Source organism: Larkinella sp., assembly GCF_965227735.1.
GTDB lineage: Bacteria > Bacteroidota > Bacteroidia > Cytophagales > Spirosomataceae > Larkinella.
Genome location: NZ_OZ245776.1, coordinates 6,853,500 through 6,875,982 on the forward strand (window position 1 = coordinate 6,853,500; position 22,483 = coordinate 6,875,982).

At 51.9% G+C, this 22,483-nt stretch carries 20 protein-coding genes; 8 read left to right on the plus strand and 12 right to left on the minus strand.

Annotated features, from left to right (window positions below; all coding sequences use genetic code 11):
* The first annotated feature begins 43 nt into the window (after window positions 1–43).
* On the plus strand, window positions 44–3,202 hold the full coding sequence (locus ACO064_RS26965; protein WP_421830295.1) for an efflux RND transporter permease subunit: 3,159 nt from the start codon (window positions 44–46) through the stop codon (window positions 3,200–3,202).
* A 735-nt stretch (window positions 3,203–3,937) separates the two neighbouring features.
* Window positions 3,938–4,321 (plus strand): response regulator, encoded by a 384-nt coding sequence (locus ACO064_RS26970; protein ID WP_421830296.1) that lies wholly within the window; start codon window positions 3,938–3,940, stop codon window positions 4,319–4,321.
* Between the two features lie 21 nt (window positions 4,322–4,342).
* Here ACO064_RS26970 and ACO064_RS26975 read toward each other — a convergent pair whose 3' ends face one another.
* From ACO064_RS26975 to ACO064_RS26990, 4 genes are all read right to left on the minus strand, one after another.
* Window positions 4,343–5,305 (minus strand): threonine ammonia-lyase, encoded by a 963-nt coding sequence (locus tag ACO064_RS26975; RefSeq protein ID WP_421830297.1) that lies wholly within the window; start codon window positions 5,303–5,305, stop codon window positions 4,343–4,345.
* Window positions 5,306–5,326: 21 nt separating this feature from the next.
* The gene (locus ACO064_RS26980) at window positions 5,327–6,205 is read right to left on the minus strand and encodes an alpha/beta fold hydrolase (protein WP_421830298.1); all 879 of its coding nucleotides are present in this window, start codon (window positions 6,203–6,205) and stop codon (window positions 5,327–5,329) included.
* Between the two features lie 5 nt (window positions 6,206–6,210).
* Complete coding sequence (locus ACO064_RS26985; RefSeq protein WP_421830299.1) at window positions 6,211–6,696, minus strand: methylated-DNA--[protein]-cysteine S-methyltransferase; 486 nt, start codon at window positions 6,694–6,696, stop codon at window positions 6,211–6,213.
* A 103-nt stretch (window positions 6,697–6,799) separates the two neighbouring features.
* The gene (locus ACO064_RS26990) at window positions 6,800–8,014 is read right to left on the minus strand and encodes a PQQ-dependent sugar dehydrogenase (protein ID WP_421830300.1); all 1,215 of its coding nucleotides are present in this window, start codon (window positions 8,012–8,014) and stop codon (window positions 6,800–6,802) included.
* Window positions 8,015–8,308: 294 nt separating this feature from the next.
* On the opposite strand from ACO064_RS26990, the gene ACO064_RS26995 reads away from it, so the two are divergent.
* The 3 genes from ACO064_RS26995 (at window position 8,309) to ACO064_RS27005 (ending at window position 10,188) form a co-directional block, all read left to right on the plus strand.
* Window positions 8,309–9,133, plus strand: coding sequence for a serine O-acetyltransferase (locus tag ACO064_RS26995; RefSeq protein WP_421830301.1), 825 nt, complete (start codon window positions 8,309–8,311; stop codon window positions 9,131–9,133).
* An 88-nt stretch (window positions 9,134–9,221) separates the two neighbouring features.
* Window positions 9,222–9,773 carry an RNA polymerase sigma factor gene (locus tag ACO064_RS27000; protein WP_421830302.1) on the plus strand — a complete coding sequence of 184 codons (552 nt, stop codon included), beginning with the start codon at window positions 9,222–9,224 and terminating at the stop codon, window positions 9,771–9,773.
* Between the two features lie 67 nt (window positions 9,774–9,840).
* Window positions 9,841–10,188: a thioredoxin family protein gene (locus tag ACO064_RS27005; RefSeq protein ID WP_421830303.1), complete on the plus strand. Its 348-nt coding sequence runs from the start codon at window positions 9,841–9,843 to the stop codon at window positions 10,186–10,188.
* A 219-nt stretch (window positions 10,189–10,407) separates the two neighbouring features.
* Here the strand turns inward: ACO064_RS27005 and ACO064_RS27010 are convergent, their stop codons facing one another.
* Window positions 10,408–11,103, minus strand: coding sequence for a pirin (locus ACO064_RS27010; RefSeq protein WP_421830304.1), 696 nt, complete (start codon window positions 11,101–11,103; stop codon window positions 10,408–10,410).
* A gap of 28 nt (window positions 11,104–11,131) precedes the next feature.
* Window positions 11,132–11,866: an intradiol ring-cleavage dioxygenase gene (locus ACO064_RS27015; protein ID WP_421830305.1), complete on the minus strand. Its 735-nt coding sequence runs from the start codon at window positions 11,864–11,866 to the stop codon at window positions 11,132–11,134.
* Between the two features lie 249 nt (window positions 11,867–12,115).
* Here ACO064_RS27015 and ACO064_RS27020 point away from each other — a divergent pair, with 249 nt between their 5' ends.
* Window positions 12,116–13,627 carry a sulfatase family protein gene (locus ACO064_RS27020; RefSeq protein ID WP_421830306.1) on the plus strand — a complete coding sequence of 504 codons (1,512 nt, stop codon included), beginning with the start codon at window positions 12,116–12,118 and terminating at the stop codon, window positions 13,625–13,627.
* A 2-nt stretch (window positions 13,628–13,629) separates the two neighbouring features.
* On the opposite strand, the gene ACO064_RS27025 is transcribed toward ACO064_RS27020, so the two are convergent.
* From ACO064_RS27025 to ACO064_RS27035, 3 genes are all read right to left on the minus strand, one after another.
* A complete protein-coding gene (locus ACO064_RS27025) occupies window positions 13,630–14,904 on the minus strand; it encodes an amidohydrolase family protein (protein WP_421830307.1) in 1,275 nt (424 codons plus the stop codon).
* A gap of 113 nt (window positions 14,905–15,017) precedes the next feature.
* Window positions 15,018–15,611, minus strand: coding sequence for a TetR/AcrR family transcriptional regulator (locus ACO064_RS27030; protein WP_421830308.1), 594 nt, complete (start codon window positions 15,609–15,611; stop codon window positions 15,018–15,020).
* Window positions 15,612–15,783: 172 nt separating this feature from the next.
* Window positions 15,784–16,521: a class I SAM-dependent methyltransferase gene (locus ACO064_RS27035; RefSeq protein ID WP_421830309.1), complete on the minus strand. Its 738-nt coding sequence runs from the start codon at window positions 16,519–16,521 to the stop codon at window positions 15,784–15,786.
* A gap of 121 nt (window positions 16,522–16,642) precedes the next feature.
* Between ACO064_RS27035 and ACO064_RS27040 the strand changes: the two genes are divergently transcribed.
* Window positions 16,643–17,563: an ROK family protein gene (locus tag ACO064_RS27040; RefSeq protein WP_421830310.1), complete on the plus strand. Its 921-nt coding sequence runs from the start codon at window positions 16,643–16,645 to the stop codon at window positions 17,561–17,563.
* Between the two features lie 206 nt (window positions 17,564–17,769).
* Here ACO064_RS27040 and ACO064_RS27045 read toward each other — a convergent pair whose 3' ends face one another.
* The 3 genes from ACO064_RS27045 to ACO064_RS27055 all read right to left on the minus strand — a co-directional run bounded on the left by ACO064_RS27045 (window position 17,770) and on the right by ACO064_RS27055 (window position 21,817).
* Window positions 17,770–20,340 carry a TonB-dependent receptor domain-containing protein gene (locus ACO064_RS27045; RefSeq protein ID WP_421830311.1) on the minus strand — a complete coding sequence of 857 codons (2,571 nt, stop codon included), beginning with the start codon at window positions 20,338–20,340 and terminating at the stop codon, window positions 17,770–17,772.
* Window positions 20,341–20,690: 350 nt separating this feature from the next.
* Window positions 20,691–21,317, minus strand: a complete 627-nt coding sequence (locus tag ACO064_RS27050; RefSeq protein ID WP_421830312.1) for a hypothetical protein — start codon at window positions 21,315–21,317, stop codon at window positions 20,691–20,693.
* 11 nt (window positions 21,318–21,328) lie between these two features.
* Window positions 21,329–21,817 (minus strand): RNA polymerase sigma factor, encoded by a 489-nt coding sequence (locus ACO064_RS27055; protein WP_421830313.1) that lies wholly within the window; start codon window positions 21,815–21,817, stop codon window positions 21,329–21,331.
* A gap of 147 nt (window positions 21,818–21,964) precedes the next feature.
* On the opposite strand from ACO064_RS27055, the gene ACO064_RS27060 reads away from it, so the two are divergent.
* Entirely contained in the window at window positions 21,965–22,462 is a 498-nt protein-coding gene (locus ACO064_RS27060) for a DUF4385 domain-containing protein (protein WP_421830314.1), read from the plus strand.
* The last annotated feature ends 21 nt before the right edge of the window (window positions 22,463–22,483 follow it).

Sequence of the window (22,483 nt, forward strand, 5' to 3'; positions counted from 1 at the left end):
GCGACGGGCCCGTCACTCATTCGCTCATTCACTCATTGAAAATATGAACAGGTTCATTCGGAATATCGTCGGTTTTTCGCTCAGAAACCGGTTTTTTGTCTTTTTCATGACCGCCGGACTCATCATCGCCGGTGTGGTGAGCTATTTGAATACCCCGCTCGAAGCGTTTCCCGACGTCACCAACACCCAGATCATCGTCGTGACGGAATGGAACGGGCGTAGTGCCGAGGAAGTGGAGCGGTTTGTGACCGTACCGATCGAGGTGGCGATGAACTCGGTGCAGCGGAAAACGAACGTCCGTTCCATCACGATGTTCGGATTGTCGGTCATCAAAATCATATTTGAAGATGAGGTCGAAGACTTTTTTGCCCGGCAACAGGTCAATAACCAACTGCGCACCGTCACGCTTCCCGAAACCGTCGAGCCGGATGTGCAGCCGCCGTATGGGCCGACGGGTGAGATTTTCCGGTTTACGCTGGAAAGCAAAACCCGCGATAGCCGTGAACTGCTCACACTACACAACTGGGTGATCGATCGTCAGTTGCGCAGTGTGCCCGGCGTGGCCGACGTCGTGGCGTTTGGCGGGCAGGAAAAAATCTATGAAATCCGGGTCAATCCGACGCAACTGACCAAATACGACCTGACGCCCCTGGAAGTGTACCAGGCGATTACGCGCAGCAACATCAACGTCGGGGGCGATGTCATCGAGCGCAACGGGCAGGCGTATGTTGTTCGGGGCGTCGGCCTGCTGACGTCGGTTTCCGATATTGAAAACATCATCATTGAAGAACTGAACGGCAACCCGGTTCTGGTGAAAAACGTGGCCGAAGTGGCCGAATCGAGTTTGCCCCGGGTCGGGCAGGTTGGACTGAACGACAACGACGACGTGGTGGAAGGCATCGTGGTGATGCGGAAAGGTGAAAATCCCAGTGAAATTCTGACGCGGGTGAAGGATAAAATCGAGGAACTGAACACCCGGATTCTGCCATCGGACACGAAAATGGTCACGTTCTACGACCGCGACAACCTCATTGCGTTCTGTACCCGCACGGTGATGCACAACCTGACCGAAGGCATCATTCTGGTGACGGTCATCGTCTTTGTGTTCATGGCCGACTGGCGCACGACCGTCATCGTGTCCATCATCATTCCACTGGCGTTGCTGTTTGCGTTTATGTGTCTCCGTTTGCGGGGCATGTCGGCCAATCTGCTATCGATGGGCGCGGTCGATTTCGGAATCATCATCGACGGGGCCGTGGTGATGGTTGAAGGGATTTTCGTGACGCTCGACCATCTGGCGCACAAAAAAGGGATGGCGACCTTCAACCGGATGAGCAAACTCGGCCTGATTAAAAAAACCGGGGGCGAGTTGGGCAAAGCGGTTTTCTTTTCCAAACTGATCATCATTACGGCGCTGCTTCCCATTTTTTCCTTTCAAAAAGTGGAGGGTAAAATGTTCTCCCCGTTGGCCTGGACGCTCGGGTTCGCCTTGCTGGGGGCCTTGTTGTTCACGCTGACGCTGGTGCCGGTTTTGTGTTCCATGCTGTTGCGGAAAAACGTTCGGGAAAAGAACAATTTCATCGTCCGGTTTTTTACGAATACCGTCACCGCCGGTTTTGAATGGTGTTATGCCCGCAAACGACTGAGTTTTCTGCTGGCTACTGCTTGTCTGGGGCTGACATTTTTCTCTGCCACCTTGTTGGGAACGGAGTTTTTGCCGCAGCTCAACGAAGGCGCCTTGTGGGTGGAAGCCAAATTGCCGATGAGTTCGTCGCTGAGCGAAACGACCAAAATGGTACGCGTTCTGCGGAAAAAGCTGATGGAATTTCCGGAAGTCAACGGGGTGTTGTCGCAAACCGGCCGCTCCAACGATGGCACCGATCCATCCGGTTTCTATTATGTGCAGATGCAGGTAAACCTGAAACCGAAAGACGACTGGCCGGATCGCCGGGCCGGTCGCAAGCTTTCCACCGACGACCTGATCGAAGAGATGGATGCAAAACTCAAACAGTTTCAGGGTATTAACTACAACTATTCCCAGCCGATCATCGACAACGTGGCCGAGGCCGTGGCCGGGATGAACGCGTCGAATGCCGTCAAAATTTTTGGGGAAGATCTGCCGACGCTCAACGGTCTGGCCGATGAGGTGATCGAAGCCATTCAGGGCGTGCCCGGTATCAAGGATGTCGGTATTCTGCGGAACATCGGCCAGCCCGAAATCAGCGTCCTGTTCCACGATCATAAAATGGCCCTTTACGGCGTTTCAACCGCTGATGCACAGGCGGTGATCGAGATGGCGATTGGTGGAAAAACCGCTTCGATTCTGTACGAAGGAGAACGCCGGTTCGACATCCGGTTGCGCTACGCCGAGCAGTATCGGAAAACCGAAGATGACATCATGCGGTTGATGGTGCCGACGATGCACGGCAGTAAAATACCGCTCAGCGAAATTGCGACCCTGCACAAAACCACCGGCCCGGCGTTTATTTACCGCGATTTGAACAAACGGTTTATTGGCGTGAAGTTCTCCGTCCGGGAGCGCGATCTTGGCAGCACCATTGCCGAAGCGCAGCGCAAAGTCGACCAGAAGCTGAAAAAACTGCCGAAGGGCTATTCCATCAACTGGACGGGCGAATTTGAAAACCAGGTGCGGGCCACCCAGCGACTTGGGCAGGTGGTGCCACTCAGTCTGGCGGCCATTTTTGTCATTCTCTTCATCACGTTTGGCAATCCGAAAGATGCTGGCCTGGTGTTGCTCAATGTGCCGTTTGCGTTGATGGGCGGCATTCTGGCGCTACACGCAACGGGGATCAACTTCGGGATTTCGGCGGGGGTGGGCTTCATTGCGCTGTTTGGCATCTGTGTGCAGAACGGCGTGATTCTGGTATCGGTTTTCAACCAGAACCGCGCCGACCGGCTTCCGCTCGACGAGGCCATTCGGCAGGGCATCCGAAGCCGGATTCGTCCGGTGGTCATGACGGCCCTGATGGCGGCCATCGGGTTGCTACCGGCGGCTGTTTCGACCGGGATTGGCTCCGAAACCCAAAAACCGCTTGCGGTGGTTGTCATTGGCGGTTTGATCACGGCCACGGTGCTGACGTTGCTGATTTTCCCGATTCTGTACCGGTTTTTCTACCGCCGGGCCGAAACCGCCCCAAAACCCTGGCGACGGGAACCCCAGCTTTTGGAAGGCCCGAATTAACATTTTTCTAAGATTGCTCTAAGCGTTTTCTAATGTAGCCATGTCAATTTTGTGATGAGAGCAAAGAGGTAAGATTATAGAGGAAAGAGGTGAGACAAAAGAATAAAGACCTGAATTTGCGCGCTGTTTATCAGTCTTTATTCTCTTGTCTCACCTCTTTCCTCTCCTTGCAATAGAAGGTTTTTGGCGAGTAACATTGCTAATTTCAGGTGATTCCGATAGCCGGTTCTTTTCTGGGAACCGGCTATTTTTTATCAGTAAATTCTAATTTTTTTTTAATCGGACTCTAAGCGGGTTTTAAGATGCCTACCTCATCTTTGTAGAAATACTTAACCCTTACTTGATATGTCCTGGTTTGAATACAGTCAATGCGTACTGAACAAAGTTGATTTCGACCGGCGGCTTTTCCGAAAAGAACTACGGAAACTTTTGCGATGGCTCTCTCCGCCGGAGCGTATACAATTATTACAGTGGTGTCGCCAGCAGGTCATGCGAAAAAGGCGAGTGCTTACGTAGACAAGTGAGGTGAGACAAGAGGGTAGAGACCTTAGTCATTCGCTGTTGTAGCTGTTGCATAAGTCTTTACTCTCTTGTCTCACCTCTCTTGTCAAATTTTGTGTGTTTTCTTTAGCGTTTTAGGTAGAAAGGGAGTAGCCGATCCAGTGATTGGATCGGCTATCTTGTTGAGAATGCGTTCGGGAAACGGTCAACTCTAAAATCAGATTCGTTATGCTGTTGAAACAACGTCTTGTTTTTATTGTCGATGATGACGACGACGACCGGTTTATGCTTTGGCAGGCCTTTCAGAAAAACCATCCAGGTTGTTTGCTCTACACATTTTCCAATGGTCAGGAGTTGCTCGATCACCTGACCGACTACGCTGACCGCCCGGATCTGATCATTCTGGATCTGAATATGCCCGTACTGGACGGTTTTGCAACCCTGAAACGATTAAAACTGAGCAGTCAGTTACGCACCATTCCCACGGTAATCCTGGGGTCTTCCTTCGAAACCAACGACAACCTGCGGGTCAATGAGGCTGCCAACGGAACCGTGCTCGTCAAGCCCAGCAGTTACCGCGAACTGGTTCGGCTAACGAACCAGTTGTGTCCGGTTTAGCTTTCTCCTTACAGCCAGTCATTAAAACGGCAATTTACCCAGATCGACGTTTCCACCGGTCAGAATAATGCCTACTTTCTGTCCGGCAAACTGATCTTTATGTTTCAGCAAAGCCGCCAGCGGAACGGCGCAGGAGGGTTCGATGATGATCTTCATCCGTTCCCAGACCAGCCGCATGGCCGCAATAATCTCCGCATCCGAAACCGTCAGAATGTCCGAAACGTGATGCCGGATATAACCCAGCGTGCGTTCGCTGAGGCTCGTCATCAGACCGTCGGCAATGGTTTTGATGTAAGGCGCTTTTTCAACCCGACCACTCTGGAAGGACAACACGGCATCGGCGGCTCCTTCCGGTTCTCCGGCAATCACCTTCGTTTGCGGACTGAGGTAGTGCGTCGCCAGAGCCGTTCCACTCAATAGCCCACCACCCCCGACCGGTGCCATGATGACATCGAAAAACGATTCGTAATCGGCGTCTTCAATCAATTCCTTCGTGGCTGTGGCCTGTCCGGCAATCACCCGGTCGTCGTCGAAGGGGTGGATCAAAACCGCCCCGGTGCGTTCTATCACTTCCTGCACACCCGCTTCGCGGGCTTCGAGGGTAGGCTCGCATTCGATGATTTCCGCACCGTAGTCCCGCACAGCCTCTTTCTTGACTTGCGGAGCCGTCCGGGGCATCACAATGTAAGCCTTTGTGCCAACCTGACGCGCGGCAAAGGCCACGGCCTGGGCGTGATTGCCCGACGAATGCGTCGTGACGGGGCCGAGCGCACGACCATAATACCGTTCCTGTTCCGACAGTTGCAGAATGGCGTTTAAACCGCCCCGCGCCTTGAACGCGCCGATTTTCTGAAAGTTTTCCGGTTTGAAATAAATAGAAGCACCACTGATTGCATTGATGGTCCGGTTGGTGAGAGTCGGCGTGCGGTGTATGTGTGACCGGATGCGGTCGTGAGCCGCCTGGATGGTTTCGAGGGTAATCATGGGGACGTTACGGATTAAAACTCAATTGACCGATTCATCGGCGGGTGGGGCAGCATACCCGGCACTGCGGAGAATCAAACTTTTCACCATTTCGGAATGGGAATTGGTGATCAAATGGCCGGATTCGGGCAGGAAAATGTATTCCGCCGGTTTACCGACCAGCATTTTTTTGGCATAATCCAGATTTGACGGATCGACCAGCCAGTCTTTTCCGCCCTGCATCAACGTTACCGGGATATTCAGTTTGGACCACAGGGGTTCAAGCTGGCGTAATTCGGCTACGTGCGTGTATTTTTCGGCGGTGGCCAGGTTAATATGGCGGTCCATAAACAACTTGACGGGAGCCATTTTTCCCCATTTTGAAAACCAGAAGAATTTCTCTTTTTCGGGGTCGAGGGGTGAGGAGATCAGGAAAAGGTGTTTCACCCGGCTCGGATACATGATGGCCAGACGGGCAGCCACCGGCGCACCATACGACCGACCCAGCACAACCGCCGGTTTTCCGGAATGATTCAGATTGAGGGCGTGGGCGATCCACTGTGCCTGTTTGGCAATGGACGTAACGGCTTTTCGCCCTTTCCGCGACTTTCCATAACCCGGACGGTCGACGGAAAGAATGTGAAACCGTTTGTACAAGGCACTATCGTCGATCATCCGCAAATAACCATACCACGAACCCGGGGCTCCGTGAATCAGCAGGAGAGGAGGCAGGGTATCTGAACCAACACTGGCGACGAACAGTTTCAGGCTGTCGTTTTCGATCGTGACAAAAGTCGGTTTGACGGGCCGGTTGGCAAAATGCTTCTGAATTTCGCGGTCGCTCATCCGCCACTTCCGGAAAAAACAGCCGGACAGACTGGTGATTAGCAAAACAAGAAGTAAGGTGTTGAGTACTTTCATCAATTTTAAAACAAACTCAATTGTCCATTGGCAACCTGCTCGTGTTCCAGCAACCATTTTTTTCGCCCCAAACCGCCCGCATACCCTGTCAGGTCGCCATTGGAACCGATGATGCGGTGGCAGGGAATGATGATCCAGATCGGGTTTTTTCCGTTGGCTGCGGCCACGGCCCGAATGGCTTTTTCGTCGCCCAGCCGCCGGGTTAATTCCATATACGACATGGTTTTTCCGTACGGTACCTCCGCCAGCATTTGCCAGACCGACCGCTGAAAGGGCGTGCCTTGCGGACGCAGCGGGAGATCAAACGACCGTCGGCGGTTCAGAAAATATTCCTCCAGTTGACGCGCACACTTGTAGAGGACGGCCGGTACAAAGGCCGAATCTGCGACGGGATCATTGCTGCACCGAACACTGGCAATACCGTCTTCGTTGCCGCTGATGACAGCCAGTCCAACCGGCGTGTGGATCGTTGTCGTATACATGGTGCTCATGAGGTGTTCCTGGTACCAATCTACAGAAAATACGACAAAAAAAGACAGATTCCGGGTGGAATCTGTCCATTGCTCATCGAAAATCAGTTGAAAAGGCGATTGCTTATTTGGTAACAAACCGCTTGATTGTTCCGCTGCTGTGGTCGAGGATGAATAATTCCTGTTTGGCATCTTCACCGAAAGCCGAAACCGGGCCGCCCTCGCTGGTGAGGAGTTGATTACCGGTTTTCTGGTCGCCCTGAAAACTCAAGGCCCACACCTTGCCGGTGGCAAAGTCCGCGTAAATGTATTTTCCTTTCAGATCAGGTAGGCTGCTGCCCCGGTAAACCGCGCCCCCCGTCACCGAAACGCCTTCGCTGCGGACGTACTGGTGAATCGGTTCAATCAATTGTCCCTGGTTGCAGTCGTTGGCAGGATTGTAACAGTCCTGGCCTTCTTTCAAACGCCAGCCGTAATTACCACCTTTCTTGATAATATCGATTTCTTCCAGTTTGTTTTGTCCGACGTCTCCCGCCCAGAGCTGCCCGGTTTCGGCGTCGAAACTGAAGCGCCAGGGATTGCGCAGTCCATAGGCATAGATTTCGGGAAGGGCGTTGGCGTTGCCGACAAACGGATTGTCGGCCGGAATTCCGTAATTCCCCTTGTCGGTTTTGTTGACGTCGATCCGCAGAATTTTTCCCAACATCGTTTTCAGGTTTTGCCCGTTGTTCTGCGGGTCGCCACCGCTGCCGCCATCGCCCGCGGCAATGTACAGAAAACCGTCTGGCCCAAAAGCCACTTTACCGCCGTTGTGGTTGGCGTAAGGTTGTTCGTATTTCAGCAGGATGGTTTCGGTTGCCGGATCGACCCGGTTTGAACCGGCAGTAGCTTTAAACCGGGAGATGACCGTTTCGCGGGGACTATTTTTGGTATAATTGACGAAAAAATAACCGTTTTGCTCAAAATCCGGGTGGAAAGCCAGCCCTAGAAGGCCCATTTCTCCGCCCGAAGCCACTTTGCTGACGATGTCTAAATAGGTATCGGCAGTTTTCGTGGCTGCGCTGTTCTCGAAAACCCGAATCCGGCCTTCCTGTTCGATCACAAAGACACGATTGGTTCCGTCGCCCGCGTGCGTAAATTCCACGGGTTGTTTAAACGTCAGACTGGGAAAAGCGTTTTCCAGTTGCAGGGCTGCAGGAGCGATTGTCCCCGGAGTATCGGTGGACTCCTCCGCATCGGCCTCGCGGGGCTGACAGGCCAGCGACACCAGGAAGGCGAAAACCACCGTAACCGTGAGTGAGCTTGCCAGCGTTACCACCGTTTTTTTAAGGTATGACATGGAAGTATCGATGAAGTTCTTTAGTTTAGTCATAGCAAGATTGTATCCAAAGCAGTGAGACGAACTTTTTGGCAGTGTTTTTGTTTCTTTTTCAACGGATTAGCTGACTATTTGTTGCCAATGTTCGTTTTACTCTCAATTGACGCGTGTTGTTGTCTTTCCTCAAATTGGGGCGGTTGATACACAGTTAGTTACCAGGCAGATTGCCCTTCGGAAGAAGGCTTTTTTTTGCTTAAAAGGTTTAGTACTCTATCGAATTGATTCTATCCGTAGACTTTATTGAAAGACCACTCCATGACTCCTGCCGAACAGCAACATTTCTTTGAACGGATGGCGACCCAAAACGCCAGTTTTCGATACCGCCTGCCTTCCAAACCCGATGTGGGCCGGTTTATTGATAATTTGATTCGTTTCCTTTTTCCCATTACCCAGGACTGTCGGCCTTTTGTGGTCAGCACCGCCGACACCTACCGGGAGTTGAATCGCCAGCTTACCTGTCTGTTAAAACCGCTGGATGAGCATTTGTCGGCTGACAAAGACCAGACCTGTGAACAATTTTTTGACCGCTTACCGAGTACGTACGATGAGTTACTGCTCGATGCACAGGCTATCTCGGCCTTCGACCCGGCGGCAGCGGGGGTAGAAGAAGTGATTGCGATTTACCCCGGTTTTTATGCCATTGCGGTTTACCGGATCGCCCACGTTTTAACGGAACTGCAAGTGCCGCTTCTGCCCCGGATGATGACCGAATACGCCCACGGCCATACCGGCATCGACATTCACCCCAATGCTGAAATCGGTTCTTCCTTTTTTGTCGACCACGGCACCGGCGTCGTTATCGGCGAAACGGCCATTATCGGCAGCAATGTGAAAATTTACCAGGGCGTTACGCTGGGAGCCACCAACGTGGCCAAGTCGATGGCGTCGCGGAAGCGGCATCCGACCATTGAGGATAATGTCATCATTTACGCCAACGCCACGATCCTCGGCGGTCGGACGGTGGTGGGGCATGATTCAACCATTGGCGGCAACGTCTGGCTGACCCAGAGCGTCGAACCGTATTCACTCGTGTATCATACCAGCCAGATCGAAGTCCGGTCGCTGGCTTCGGAGTCCTGACAAAAAAAACATAAAATTTACACATAAAACGGAAACCGCGGGTGATTTTCGGGGTCGCCGGGGTATGAATGGCTATAGGAAATTTGCCATGAACTGCATGTGTGATGACAGCCTGATTGAATCGCTTCGTGCCGGAGAAAGGTCCGCGTACGAATGGATCTATAAAAAATACTACCCATCCGTTGTCCGGTTCGTTCAGCGCAACCACGGAAATGAAGGGGATGCCGAAGATCTTTTTCAGGAATCGGTTCTGGTGCTTTACCAAAAAATAAGTGCTCCCGATTTTCGGCTTACGGCTACACTGAAAACGTTTTTATTTGCCATTGCGAAAAATAGCTGGCTGAAAAAACTGCGGGATGAAAAGCTGGTCACCATCAGTGACGATCAGTTGCTGTCTCTTCAGGATTCCTACGATTTTGCTTCGCCCGAGCCTTCACCCGAAGAGGTTCAGCACGAACGACTCAATGCCTGGATGGCGCGCATTACCGGTCATTGTCAGCGGGTTATTCAGTCGATTTACTTCTCCCACGAACCGATGGATCACCTCATGGTGACGATGGGCTGGAAAAACCGCCATACCGCCGTCAACCAGAAATACAAATGTATTCAACAGCTGAGACGGGCGTCGGAAAATGGATAAATTTTTCAGCACGCGGGTGATTTTGGGGGCTTTGCCGGAATGAATGGGTAAATCAATCATCAAAATCATGACTACTGAACACACCAGGGCGGTGTATGCAACCGATCAGAACTGGGACGAATTACTGGCTAAACCGGGGGTACTGCTGGTGGATTTTAGCGCCGAATGGTGCCCACCGTGCCGAAGACTGGAACCGATCATTCAGGAATTAGCGACCGACTTTGCCGGTGCGGCCACGGTGGCGACAGTGGATGTGGAAATGCATCCGGTGGTGACCGCCCGCTACAAAGTCCGAAACATGCCGACCATCCTGGTGTTTAAAGATGGTGAGTTGGTAAACCGCCAGATCGGTTTTGCAGCGAAACCGGTGCTAACCAAGATGCTTTTGAAACAGATGCAGGAAACGGTTTTGTAAAGTATTTTTAATGTAAAATTTCAAATGATGAATGTTAAATGTAAAAATTCCTGCCATTCGACACTTTTATATTTAACATTCATCATTTGAAATTTTACATTAATAATACTCTCACTTTTGCCCCTAAATCCCCTAAAGGGGACTTTAAGAATCCGGATTTATTGCGTCCAAGTCCCCTTTAGGGGATTTAGGGGCAATCTTTCAAAACGGTACTCGCTGTCACACCTCCAGCACCAGAATAATGGCGTCATCGGACAGGGCTTCAAACTCCACGGTATCCAGATGCCACAACGCCAGTCCATCGCGGGGGTGAAGCAGCCGGTCCTGAACTTCAAAAGCGCCTTCGATGGCGAAAACAAACGCCCGTTTCTGGGCATTCCGCAGCGTATAACCGCCTTCCTGCCGACCTTCGTACTTTCCGATAAAACCCAGCTTGTTGCGATCCAGTGAGTAAAATATAGGTACAAGCTGGTTGCGGGTCTGGAGATCAAAGGCTGTCAGTGGGAAACGTTCGGAGCTTTCGAAACCGCTTGGGTCAGCATCCAAACCAACCAGCAGGTAATTTACAGCTTCAGTTTCAAACGGATTGCTGATCTGGTATTCCTGCCCCGGTAAAACCGTGAGATGAAACACTTCACCCGCTCCCAGAAAAACGCTTTCTCCGAAACCATCCACCAACTCGATCCCGCCAACCACCGGGATGATTACTACTTCGGTCGGTTTCCCGACAGCCAGCGTATGGCTTGTACCGGCCCGTAACGTATCGTCGTTGAAAACCGTCAGGGCGCCAAAAGGTTGTCGGCTTTCGTGCTGATAGGGGCCGAAGTTGAAGGTGTGAAAACTCCGGTGATCAGCGGACTGCGTGCAGCCGCGCTGATCGGAGAGGTAAATTTGGGCTTCCGTTTCGGTAAGCATAACGGTTGTTCGTCCGGTTGATGAGAAACTATGCCAGTACAACAATGGCCCAGGTTAGTTCATACCCCGCTGACGTGCTTCCGGTTACGACTGACATATTCGTCGTTAATCCGTCGCTGAAAATGTTGTCGCGGGCATTGGTGGTATCGGCCTGACCGTGACTGGCGTAAACCCCCTGCGCATACACCACCTTGCTGATGTCTTCCGGAAAAGCAATTTGGGATATTTTCAATGATTTGCCCGTGGAATCATAGACGTGGACGTGAATGTGGGGGGCGCGACCGCTGTACCAGCCGGGGTAAATGCTGGTAAAGGTCACCAGCCCGTTGGCATCGGACGTCTGGCGTCCCCGCAGAAAATGGACGCTCTGGTAGTTGGTCGACTGCATCTGCGTACCACCGTATTCGGAATAATTACCGGCTGCGTCGCAGTGCCAGATGTCTACCAAAGCCCCTGTCAACCCGGCGCAACTGTTGTTTTTGTTCTGGACCGTAATCTTGATGGTCAGCTTGGTTCCCTGCCGGTCGGAGGTGATGTTGTTGGTAACCAGGCTGGTGGGCGTTTTGGTGGGGAAAGGCCCTTCCGTTTCATTGGAAGTTTCGGTGCAGGAACCGGTGGTCGTTCCGGTCGTGGTGCCTGTTGTGGTTCCGGTGGTTGTAGTCGGTTCCACAGCGTCGTCGGTTGAGCAGGCGCCAACCATGGGCATGATGGCGGCCATGCCCAATGCGGAAAAAGTCCTTTTCAAAAATTCTTTGCGTTCCATGCTGCAGTTGCTATAGATGGTAAAGTTATGCTTGGTTTCTAACTATATCGCTGAAAGGCCCCGTTTCGTTGCGTTGGGATGACGATTATAGGTAAACCGGGTGAATTTGTCGGTGAATGAGACCGAAACCCGGACTGAACACCCTGAATTTCCGCTGACGAAGCGCAAAGCATTGTATTAAAACCGGGAATTCCCTACTTTGAGCGCAGCCGACGGTGCCATGCCTGACGCAATCAGCTTCCTGAACCCATGAAAAATAGATTTCTTTCCCTCTTTTGCAGTGTTCTTGTTTTTTCCGGACTGGCCGCTCATGCCCAGCAGAAACCCAACATCGTGCTGATTTATGCGGATGATTTGGGCTATGGCGATTTGAGTTGCTACGGCGCAACGAAAGTCAAAACGCCGAACATCGACCGGGTTGCCGCCGAAGGCTTGCGGTTTACCAACGCCCACGCCACATCGGCCACCTGCACGCCCTCGCGGTATTCGCTCCTGACCGGCCAATACGCCTGGCGAAAAACCGGGACCGGAATTGCCCCCGGCGATGCGGCCCTGCTGATTCCGACCAACCGCGTAACCTTGCCCGGAATGTTGCAGCGGGCGGGTTATCAAACCGGCGTGGTTGGCAAGTGGCACCTGGGCCTGGGACCAAAAGGTGGGCCGGACTGGAACGGTGATATCAAACCGGGGCCGCTGGAAATCGGTTTCAACTACTCGTTTTTGCTGCCCGCGACGGGCGACCGTGTTCCCTGCGTGTATGTGGAAAACCATCGCATTGTCGGACTGAATCCTAGTGATCCGGTTCAGGTGAGTTACAAAGACCCGATTGGAACCGAACCTACCGGCAAAGCAAATCCGGAACTGCTCAAGATGATGTTTTCACACGGCCACGACCATACGATCATCAACGGTGTCAGCCGGATTGGGTACATGAGCGGGGGCAAATCGGCGCGCTGGGTCGATGAAGAGATGGCGGATGTGTTGACCGGGAAAGTGAATCAGTTTATCGAAACGAATCAGAAAAGCCCGTTTTTTGTCTATTTCTCGACGCACGATATTCACGTACCCCGGATGCCGCACTCCCGGTTTGTGGGCAAAAGCGGGATGGGCCCACGGGGTGACGCCATTCTGCAACTGGATTATTGCGTGGGGGAGGTTGTGAAAACCCTGGAGAGGCTAGGCCTGAAAGAACAGACGATGGTGATGATCAGCAGCGATAACGGCCCGGTGGTGGACGATGGCTACCAGGATGAGGCCGTGGCGAAACTGGGCGGACACACCCCGGCGGGGCCATTGCGCGGGGGGAAATACAGCGCATTCGATGCCGGAACGCGGGTGCCGTTCATCGTCCGCTGGCCGGAAAAGGTGAAGGCCGGAACCTCCGGTGCGTTGCTGAGTCAGGTCGATTTGCTGGCTTCGCTGGCAGTTTTGACGGGCCAGAAAGTGGGCACGGGAGAAGCCACCGACAGTTTCAATACCCTCAATGCCTTGCTTGGGAAAGACCCGAAAGGCCGTGATTACGTCATCGAACACGCGTTGAACAACACCCTTTCAATTCGAAAAGGAAACTGGAAATACATCGAACCAAGCCCGGGACCTTCGGTGCAGAAAAACACCAACACCGAGTTGGGGAACAATTCTCAACCCCAGCTGTATAACTTGAAGACGGACCTGGGCGAGACGAAAAACGTTGCCGGACAGCACCCGCAGGTCGTTGCCGAACTGACATCTTTGCTCAAGTCGGTGAAGGAAGAAAAATGAAACTAGGGGTAGACTTTACCGTCTTTGATCACCAGTTCGATGGCGAAAAGGGCAGTTGAGAAATCTTTTTCCAGGTCGCCTTTAAAAACCGTCAGGTCGGCTTTCATCCCTTTTTTTAACGTGCCGGTTTGTCCCGAAATTCCCAACGCTTTGGCGGCATTCAGGGTGGTAAACCGGAGCACTGTCGGAACGGGAATACCGGCTTCTGCGTACGAAAGCAGGACATCGACCGAGCCTTTTCCGCGATCAATACCGGGGATGTCGTTGTAATAATCAGAACCGGAAACGATAGGGACGCCGATGTTGACGGCCCGGTTGAGCCGGTCGTGAAACCCTTTCAACGCACCGTTCAGATAATCTTCGCCTTCTTTGCCTTTCATCCCGACAGCCGCTACGCGCAGTTTGCCCTGCTCGCGGGAGACGTCGGTGGGCACCAGGTACGTTCCGCGTTTTGCCATGAGCGACAAGGTGCTGTCCGACAGGGAGTAACCGTGTTCGATGCCATCCACGCCCGCCAAAACCGCATCCCGCGCTGATTCGTCATAAGTGGCGTGGGCGGTAACGGGAATTTTCTGTTGGTGGGCGGTTTCTACAATGGCCTTTATCTCGTCGGGAGCCAGCACCCGGTTGTCGGTGTTCATGCACACTTTGATCACGTCCACTCCGCGCCGGATGTGTTCCCGCACGGCAGCCCGGGCATCTTCGGCCCCTTTGACCACCCGGTATTCCTGGTTGATTAGAAAACTGTCGGCGGGAAACAACCGCCCAAACTGACCACCCGGCGGACTCAGAATCGGTCCGGAAACCAGCAGGCGGGGACCGGGCGTTTCGTCACGTTTGAATTGTTCTTTCAGCCTGACATCCAGGTATTGCCCGGAATTGCCGACATCCCGAACGGTGGTCACCCCGGCCAGCAAATACGCTTTGGCAAAGCCCATGGCCTGTTTCATTCGCTCGTCGGCCGGAACTTTCGAGGCAACTTCCAGGCCATCTTTCGAGATTTTCTGGTTGATCAAAAGATGCGTGTGAGCATCGATTAAACCGGGTGTGACCGTGCTGTTACGAAGGTCGATCAACCGGGCGTTTTTTGGTTTTTTCAAGCCACTGCCCACCGCCACAATCCGATCACCTTCAATAATCAAATCCTGATTGACCAGAAAAACGTTTTTTTCGGAATCGTAGAATTTACCGGCTTTTATGAAAAGGAGTTGCTTTGATTGTTGAGCCTGTAAAGTGGTAAAAACAAGGAGGAATAAAACGAGGAATCGGCAGCGCATGGAATTCGGTTGGTCGGTTATAAAAAACCGGGCACATAAAAAAGGACGATGACGATCACCCCGGTCAAAACCGTAAGAAAGTCATCGTCCTTTTTTACTCATTGAAAATCATTCTAGCGCAGTCCGCGGACAAACCGGCGAATTGAGTCGCGGTACACCTGCTCCGACTGTTCCAGCGGCTGGTGATCCCGGAGCATCATGGCCAGGGTGATCATGCCGTGCGACAGCGACCACCACTCGAAATACAATTTCTGAATGCTCTCCTTCGATTTGGGAATGAAAGAGAAGATAATTTCCCGAATAATATTGCTGATATCTTCCATCTCGATGGAATCACAAACGGGAATGGTGCAATAGGCACCGTTCAAATTATACATGACCTGGTAAATCTCGGGCTGATCCAGGGAAAACTGCCACTGGGCCACCGACATTTCGAACAGGCGTTTTTCCGGGTCACGGTATACTTTTTTTATGCGGTCGTATTCCTGTCGTAAATGACGAAACCCTTCGTTTCGGATTTCGTCGAGCAGTATATCCTTGCTATCGAAATATTCATAGACAATCGGGGCACTGTAGTCAATGGCATCGGCAATCTTACGGATCGACACGGCTTGCCAACCTTCCCGGCGAGCGATGTCCTTAGCGGTCAAAACAATTCCGGCGCGGGTTTGCTCCCGGCTGCGTTGCTTGCGCTCAAGTGTCTCCATACGGTTTACATCAAGTTAACAGTGTTAAATCGGCGTTAAACTACACATTACTCCGCAAACGATCTAACGCTGGCTCAATTATTCTTCCAAATATTCAATTTTTGCAATAAATCGTCTAGTTAATCGTTCAGCCGTCAGGAATTTGTAGCTGAAAACCGCTTCGTTCATCCATTCATCTCTTTTTCCGGGCAACCAGCAGGAGCCGTTCGTCGCCCAGCAAAAAATCGGAACCATCCAGACTACCAAGTAGTTCGGTGATGGTTAGCCCGGCTTTCTGAAAAAGACGATGCAATTCGGCCACGGTATAAATGTAATGCCGGGACTTTCGGCGTTGGGTCTGTCCGTTCCGCAGATACGTCAGATGGGCCGTAATGCAACTCTCGCGGGCGTCGTATTCATTTTCCATCAAAAATGTAATATCACCGATCTGCATCCAGCTTCGTTCCTCAAAATCGGGCAAGACCGACTCGGCAATCATGGCGGTGTCGGCCACAAATCGCCCACCCACCGGTAAAAGTCCGGCTATTTTTTGCAAAAAAAACAGCATCTGGTCGTGCGGAAAAAAGCTAAAACTATTGCCCAGACAGTAAGCGGCTTTAAATTCGCCCTCGATTGGAAGCGTCATGAAATCGCCGGCGATGGTTTCTACAACCAGTTTTTGCCGTTTGGCATCCGTCTGGAGTTCGCCGATGGATTCAGTTGAAATGTCAACACCGGTGACGGAATAGCCCATCCGGGCGAGTTCGAGCGCATGACGGCCGTGACCACAGAAAATATCAAGTACACGCCCACCGGGTTGCACGTTGAGCGTATCGTGCAGAAAATCGCATTCCAGTTCTGTTTGCTCGTCGGTTTGACCGGCTTTCCAGGCTTCCTGAACCAGTCCGTAGAAAAAATTCTCGTACCACATAAGGGAGTTAAGAATGAAGAGTGATGCGTTAAAAGTAGAATGCGTCAGCCAATTCTTAACTCATGACGCTCAACTTTTAATTCTTTTCTCGTAATTCGCGAAGAATAATTCTTAAATCTCCATGCAAACCTTTTGGGGTATCGACCTGGGCGGTACCAAAATTGAAGGAGTCGTGCTGTCGGCACCCTCCCCCGACGCCGTTGTCATTCGGAAACGCATCGACACGGAAGCGGATAAAGGCTATCAACACATTGTAAATCAGATCGCCAATCTTGTCAATGTATTAAAAGCCGAAACCGGTTACCAACCTGACCACATCGGGATCGGAACACCCGGCACCTTCGACCCGGCCCGGCACGTCATGAAAGGCTGCAACACCACCTGCCTGAACGGTATGCCGCTGCCCCAGGAACTGGAGAAAGTGCTGGGCATTCCGGTGAGCATTGCCAACGACGCCAACTGTTTCGCCCTCGCCGAAGCCACGCTGGGCGCGGTGCCGGAAGTTGTGCCGGACTACCGGGCGGTTTTTGGCGTCATCATGGGAACGGGCGTGGGTGGCGGAGTCGTTTTTCGCGGAAAAGACGGCCAGCCATTCGTTCAGAACGGTTTGCAGGGCATTGGGGGCGAATGGGGCCACATTACGCTGGAAGAAAACGGCTACCCGTGCTATTGCGGCAAGCGTGGCTGCAACGAACAGGTTTTTTCCGGTCCGGCACTGCAACGGTACTACAGCGACGTCAGTGGCGAAAAGCGGAACATGAAAGAGATTGTTAGCCGCCACCTGGCTGGTACCGATCCGTACGCTTCGCAAACCATCGATCGGCTTCTGGAAAACTTCGGGAAGGCGATTTCGGTCATTATCAACGTGCTGGATCCCGACGCCATTGTGCTGGGCGGGGGCGTAGGCAACATTGACCTGCTGTATACCGAAGGCGTCGAACGGGCCAAAAAATACGTCTTTAACGAAGGCCGTCTCAGCACCCATTTCCTGAAACCCAAACTGGGCGACAGCGCGGGCGTTTTCGGCGCAGCGATGTTATAGTGTTGAAGCTATTTAGGATTGAATAGGAAAAGAATAATAAATGTAAAATGATGAATGATGAATGTAAAAGTAGCTTCCAATCCAGCACTTTTACATTCATTATTCATCATTTATTATTCCCTTTCTTTTTATTGTATTTTGAAGAAGAATGGCACCTTAAACAGGTTTGGTATGAGTGTGGAGTTAATGCGTAAGCCAACTATTCACTATTTCTGCTTGGCTGCTCCGCCTGCGGGTTGTCCACCGCCATCACCGCCGTCTTTTACGTCGTCGTTGTTGACGGATTTTTTCCGGCGTTGGGGTTGGTCGAAGCTCATTTTTCCGATTCGGTAGCTGAACGTCAACCGAATGCCCCGGTTGTAGAAGTAGTTGATGTTGCTCTGCTGAAAGGTGGGAGAACTCAGTTCCGTCCGCATTTTGAACGGGTTGGTCAGGAAGTTTTCACCCGCCAGACCCAAACTGCCCTTCGTCTGCCCTTTGTCATCTTTAATGTCCTTCTTGATGCCCAGGCTGTAGAAAGCAAAACCGGTCTGGTAGCCCTGCAACTGTACGCTCCGGCCCTGAACGAAGCCAAACCCCTGCACACCCCAACCCTTTTTCAGACTCAAACTCGTAAACATCCGGCCCGTCACCACGACCCCGGAATTGCTCGCGTTGAGCGATGGCGTGGGACTGTTGTTGGTGATGTACGAATAATAGGCGTCGGCACCGCCCCCGATCTGCCATTTCGAGAACAGGCTGATGTTTCCGAACACGTTGGCTCCGTAGTTCTCCTTGTGGCCGATATTCTGGTACGTCGTCGTAATCACGCCGTCCGGGCTCGTGGTCCGAACGTTCTCGATGGAATTGTCGGTCCGGCGGGCAAAAAACGAGAAGTTCAGGTAGGTTTTCTTGATGTACGCGCTGGTGCTCAGTTCAATGTTGTCGGTCAGTTCCGGTTCGAGGTACGGGTTCCCAAAGGTGATGTTCTGCGGGTTAGCCGCGTTGATGTTCGGGTTCAGAAACTGAATACCGGGCCGTTGCAACCGCCGGTTGTAGGCAAGTTTAACGGTTTTCCCCCCTTTGAGTGATTTCGAGATGTTGATGCTTGGCACCAGGTTGCCGTAGCTCGGAATGTCGATGGATTGTCCCGGGAGTTCGGAGCGGAAATTCGCATTGATCATCGTGTATTCATACCGCGCACCTGCCTTGATCGTATACTTCGTTTTCGACGTGTAGGTGTACGAGAAATAGGTGGCGGCTACATTCTGGTCATAATCCAGACCGTTGTTGGGGCGGGTCGGATTCTGGGTGTATTCGCCGGTCGGGCCGGTCGAAATGAAATACTTATAGTCGCTGTCCACTTGCCGGAAGATGCCCTTTCCCCCAAATTCCACCAACTGATTGGCTTTGACAGGGGTTTGGTAGTCGATTTGAATCGTGGATTCCTGGTTGTAGCTCAGGTTGTCGTTTCGGTCGCGGCCCGTAATGTCCGACGAACTGCCGAAGAGATCGGCTTCGTAATCGTTCGTGCGGTTATTGCGGCTGAACTGGGTCAGAATGCTGAATTCCTGTTGCGGTTTCTTGAAGGTTTTCGTATAATCGACGTTTAGATCGACAGTTCCCGACAGGTTTTTGATGTCGACATCGCGCCGGGAGGTCTGTCCGGGAATGATGCCGCCCGGAAAGAAAACCGTAGCCAGATTCTGCGACGTTTTGCCATTTTGGGCGCCATAGCGCAGCGATGCCGTAATGCTCTGGTTTTTCGCAATGTCATAATCGAAACCGAGCTGGTAGTTGCCAAAAACAAACTGGTTTTTGGTGTCGGCGACCTGACGGGTTTCGGTCGTGACACCATCGAAAAAGCTGCGTTGCGTGTTCTCAAAACCGCCTTTGATGTTGTAGTTCGCACGGCCAAAACCGCCTAGTGAGAAGCCCATTTTGCCGGCCCGGTAATTGCCGTTCAGACCCAGGTTGGAACCCCGGTTTCCGACGCCCGCGTCCATGTTCAGGGTCAGCCCCTGCAAGGTGTTTTTCTTCGTGATGATGTTGATGATACCAGCCGAACCTTCCGCATCGTACTTGGCCGACGGCGACGTAATGACTTCCACCGACTTGATCATATCCGCCGGAATCTGCTTGAGAGCGTCGGCCACGCTGGCGGCCACAATCGTCGATGGTTTGTTGTTGATCAAAACCCGGACGTTGCTGCTCCCGCGCAGGGTCACGTTGCCATCCAGATCGACCGACAGCATCGGTACTTTGCGCATCACTTCCGACGCGTCACCACCCTTGTTGGTGATGTCTTTTTCGGCGTTGTAGACCAGCCGGTCCACTTTTTCCTCCACAATCTGGGTTTGACCGACCACGTTCACCTCCTGCAAAGTCTTCACATCCGGGGCCAATGCGACATTGCCGACGTTAATGTCTGACCCGCGTTCGATTTTCAGCTTACCGGTTTCCTTGTTTTTATAGCCCAGAAACGAAACCTGCAACCGGTATTCGCCCGGCACGAGTTTCGTGAGCGAGAATTTACCTTTCTCATCGCTGGTAGTTCCGTCGATGGGCTTTCCGGTCTGCACGCTCAACAAGGCAATGGTAGCAAATTCGACGGGTTTGCTCGTGGTGGAGTCGATCAGAACACCGGAAATTTTGCCGTTGCCGCGCGGTGCATCGGGATTAGCCGTTCCGGGAATTACCGGAGCCGGACGGGCGCCCCCCTGCGGATTGCCAGCGGGAGGCTGCGCAAAGGATAGGGTAGAGCATAAAATAATACCAAAAAGTATAAACTTTTTCATAATTCTGGGAATATAGTCTGTTGGAAGCGGAAATAGCGGGGTCAAATAGAATTATACAAAGATATTGCTAACTTCAATCCATAAGACAACCGGGTTGACCGTTGTTCGACTGAAAGTGTGGAACGGTAAAATCAAGCCCGCGGATGGTACGGAAAATGGATGAATGGATTGAGTGTGATTTCTCTAAAATCACACTCAAAAGTACGGCAAAGCGGAGGGTTTCGGGCCTGATATTCGATGAATGGCCGTTTTTTGGGGATAAACACCGCGTATTCGGGTGTAGGGTCAATGCGCGAATCCGGCGTCTGGGTTGGACGGATTCTTAGCCGGACGAGTGGGAGAGGAGTCCGTTATGAGATGGCTTTCAATTGATCCAGTTCCTGAATATTTTCTTTCAATTCTTGACCGAGCCGGTCTTCAAAAACCGCAAATACCCAGCGGGCCAGCGCGTAAACTATGAGGATCATCACAGCCTGTCCGCTCAACAGCAGGGCAACTTTTGTCGTTCCGTAGGTTTCAAATTTCCGGGCCACCATCGATACGCCAAACAGAAAGCCAGACATCATGCACAGGATCCAGACGCTGGATAAAGCCGACTGGGTTTTTTCGTGCCATCTCAAAACCGTCGTCAGACTGTCATACAGATTCTGCTGGCTGAGCGATACCTGGCTGAGGTGGCGGTAATTTTTTACAATGACGGTGATGGCAAAGAGGGCTAATCCAATGTATAACACCGAAGGAATGTAGAAATACCAGCTTGTGTAGTCGAAGGCATTACCGGCAACGGCGGCTGCGAAGAAGAGGACGACGGCGGTCATAATGAGACCGGCACCAGTCAGGTTCCGCTCCATTTTTGCCAGGGTACTTTTTGAGCGGTCTTTAATCATCATAAACACCACGCGCTCGCTTAATTTTTGGCTGGCCAGCATTTTTTCGTCGTAGGCTTTCCAGGTTGATTTGAGTTCATCTAAGTTCATGGTTCTGGTAATTAACGGGTTGTCGATTTGATAAGTTTTTCGAGTTTGGTTTTGATGCGGTTTAATTTGACGCCCACATTGGATTTGGAAATGCCCAGAATCATGGCCATTTCGTCGTAACTTCTGTCATCCAGATATAGTGAAATAACGGCTTTTTCGACAGGTGAAAGCTGGTCAATGGATGCGTAAAGCAGGCTGATTTCTTCGTGGGCAGTCTCCTCTTTCAAATCCGGAACTTGAAATGCGACTTCGGTGAACGAAACCGGCTGCGGTTTTCCAGACTTCTTCCGGAAATTTGAAATGGCGGTATTCAGCGCAATCCGGTACATCCAGGTCGTCACCGCCGATTCGTTTTTAAAAGTCGGGTAGGCTTTCCAGAGCTGCAGAACGATCTCCTGAAAAAGGTCGTTCCGGTCGTCTCGATCTTTGCAATACAGCGAACAGACCTTATAGAGAATACCGGGGTGCCGGTTTAGCAGGCTGACAAATTCCTTTTCCATCGGGATTGCATTGTTAGGCTTTCACGGTGTTAGTCGCGGGAGGATGAGGTTTATTACAGTAGTAGCGAAAAAAGAAGAAAATAAACTAAAAATAGCGGTTGCGGTTTATTCAACTCGTACTGGGTTCAACTCCCTGTTTCACACCTCATGAAAAACGCGCGAAAGAAATTTGATTACGATTTGAACTACAAGGAATTGAACCTGCGCGAGCGTCCGGAGCTATACCGCGTCGGCGTTGGCGAACAGGGCGTTCTGCTGGTAGAGCCGTACAAATCGGAAATTCTGCCGCACTGGCGGTTTAAGACCCCGGCAATTGCCCGGGAGTCGTCGGAGAAGATTTATGAACTGTTCCTGGACTATAAAAAGAACGGTGATTTTGTGGGCATGGACATGGCCCGGAAGTTCCTGCAAATGGGCGTCACACGCTCCCGGCGTTATGCTAACCACCGAACCGGTCAGAAATACGACGGCCCGGTTCCCGACGATAGAAAAGGCCGCAGCGGAAGCCACGGCCGTGAACAATTACCACTCGATGTCGATCCGGTCAAAGCCGAAAGTGCCGCCATCTTCCGCGAAAAATACCTCCAGGCCCGCGAAGACCCGGAGTATAAAAGGATGCGGAAGGAGTGGCAGGAAAGAGAATGATGAATTATGGATTCATAACTC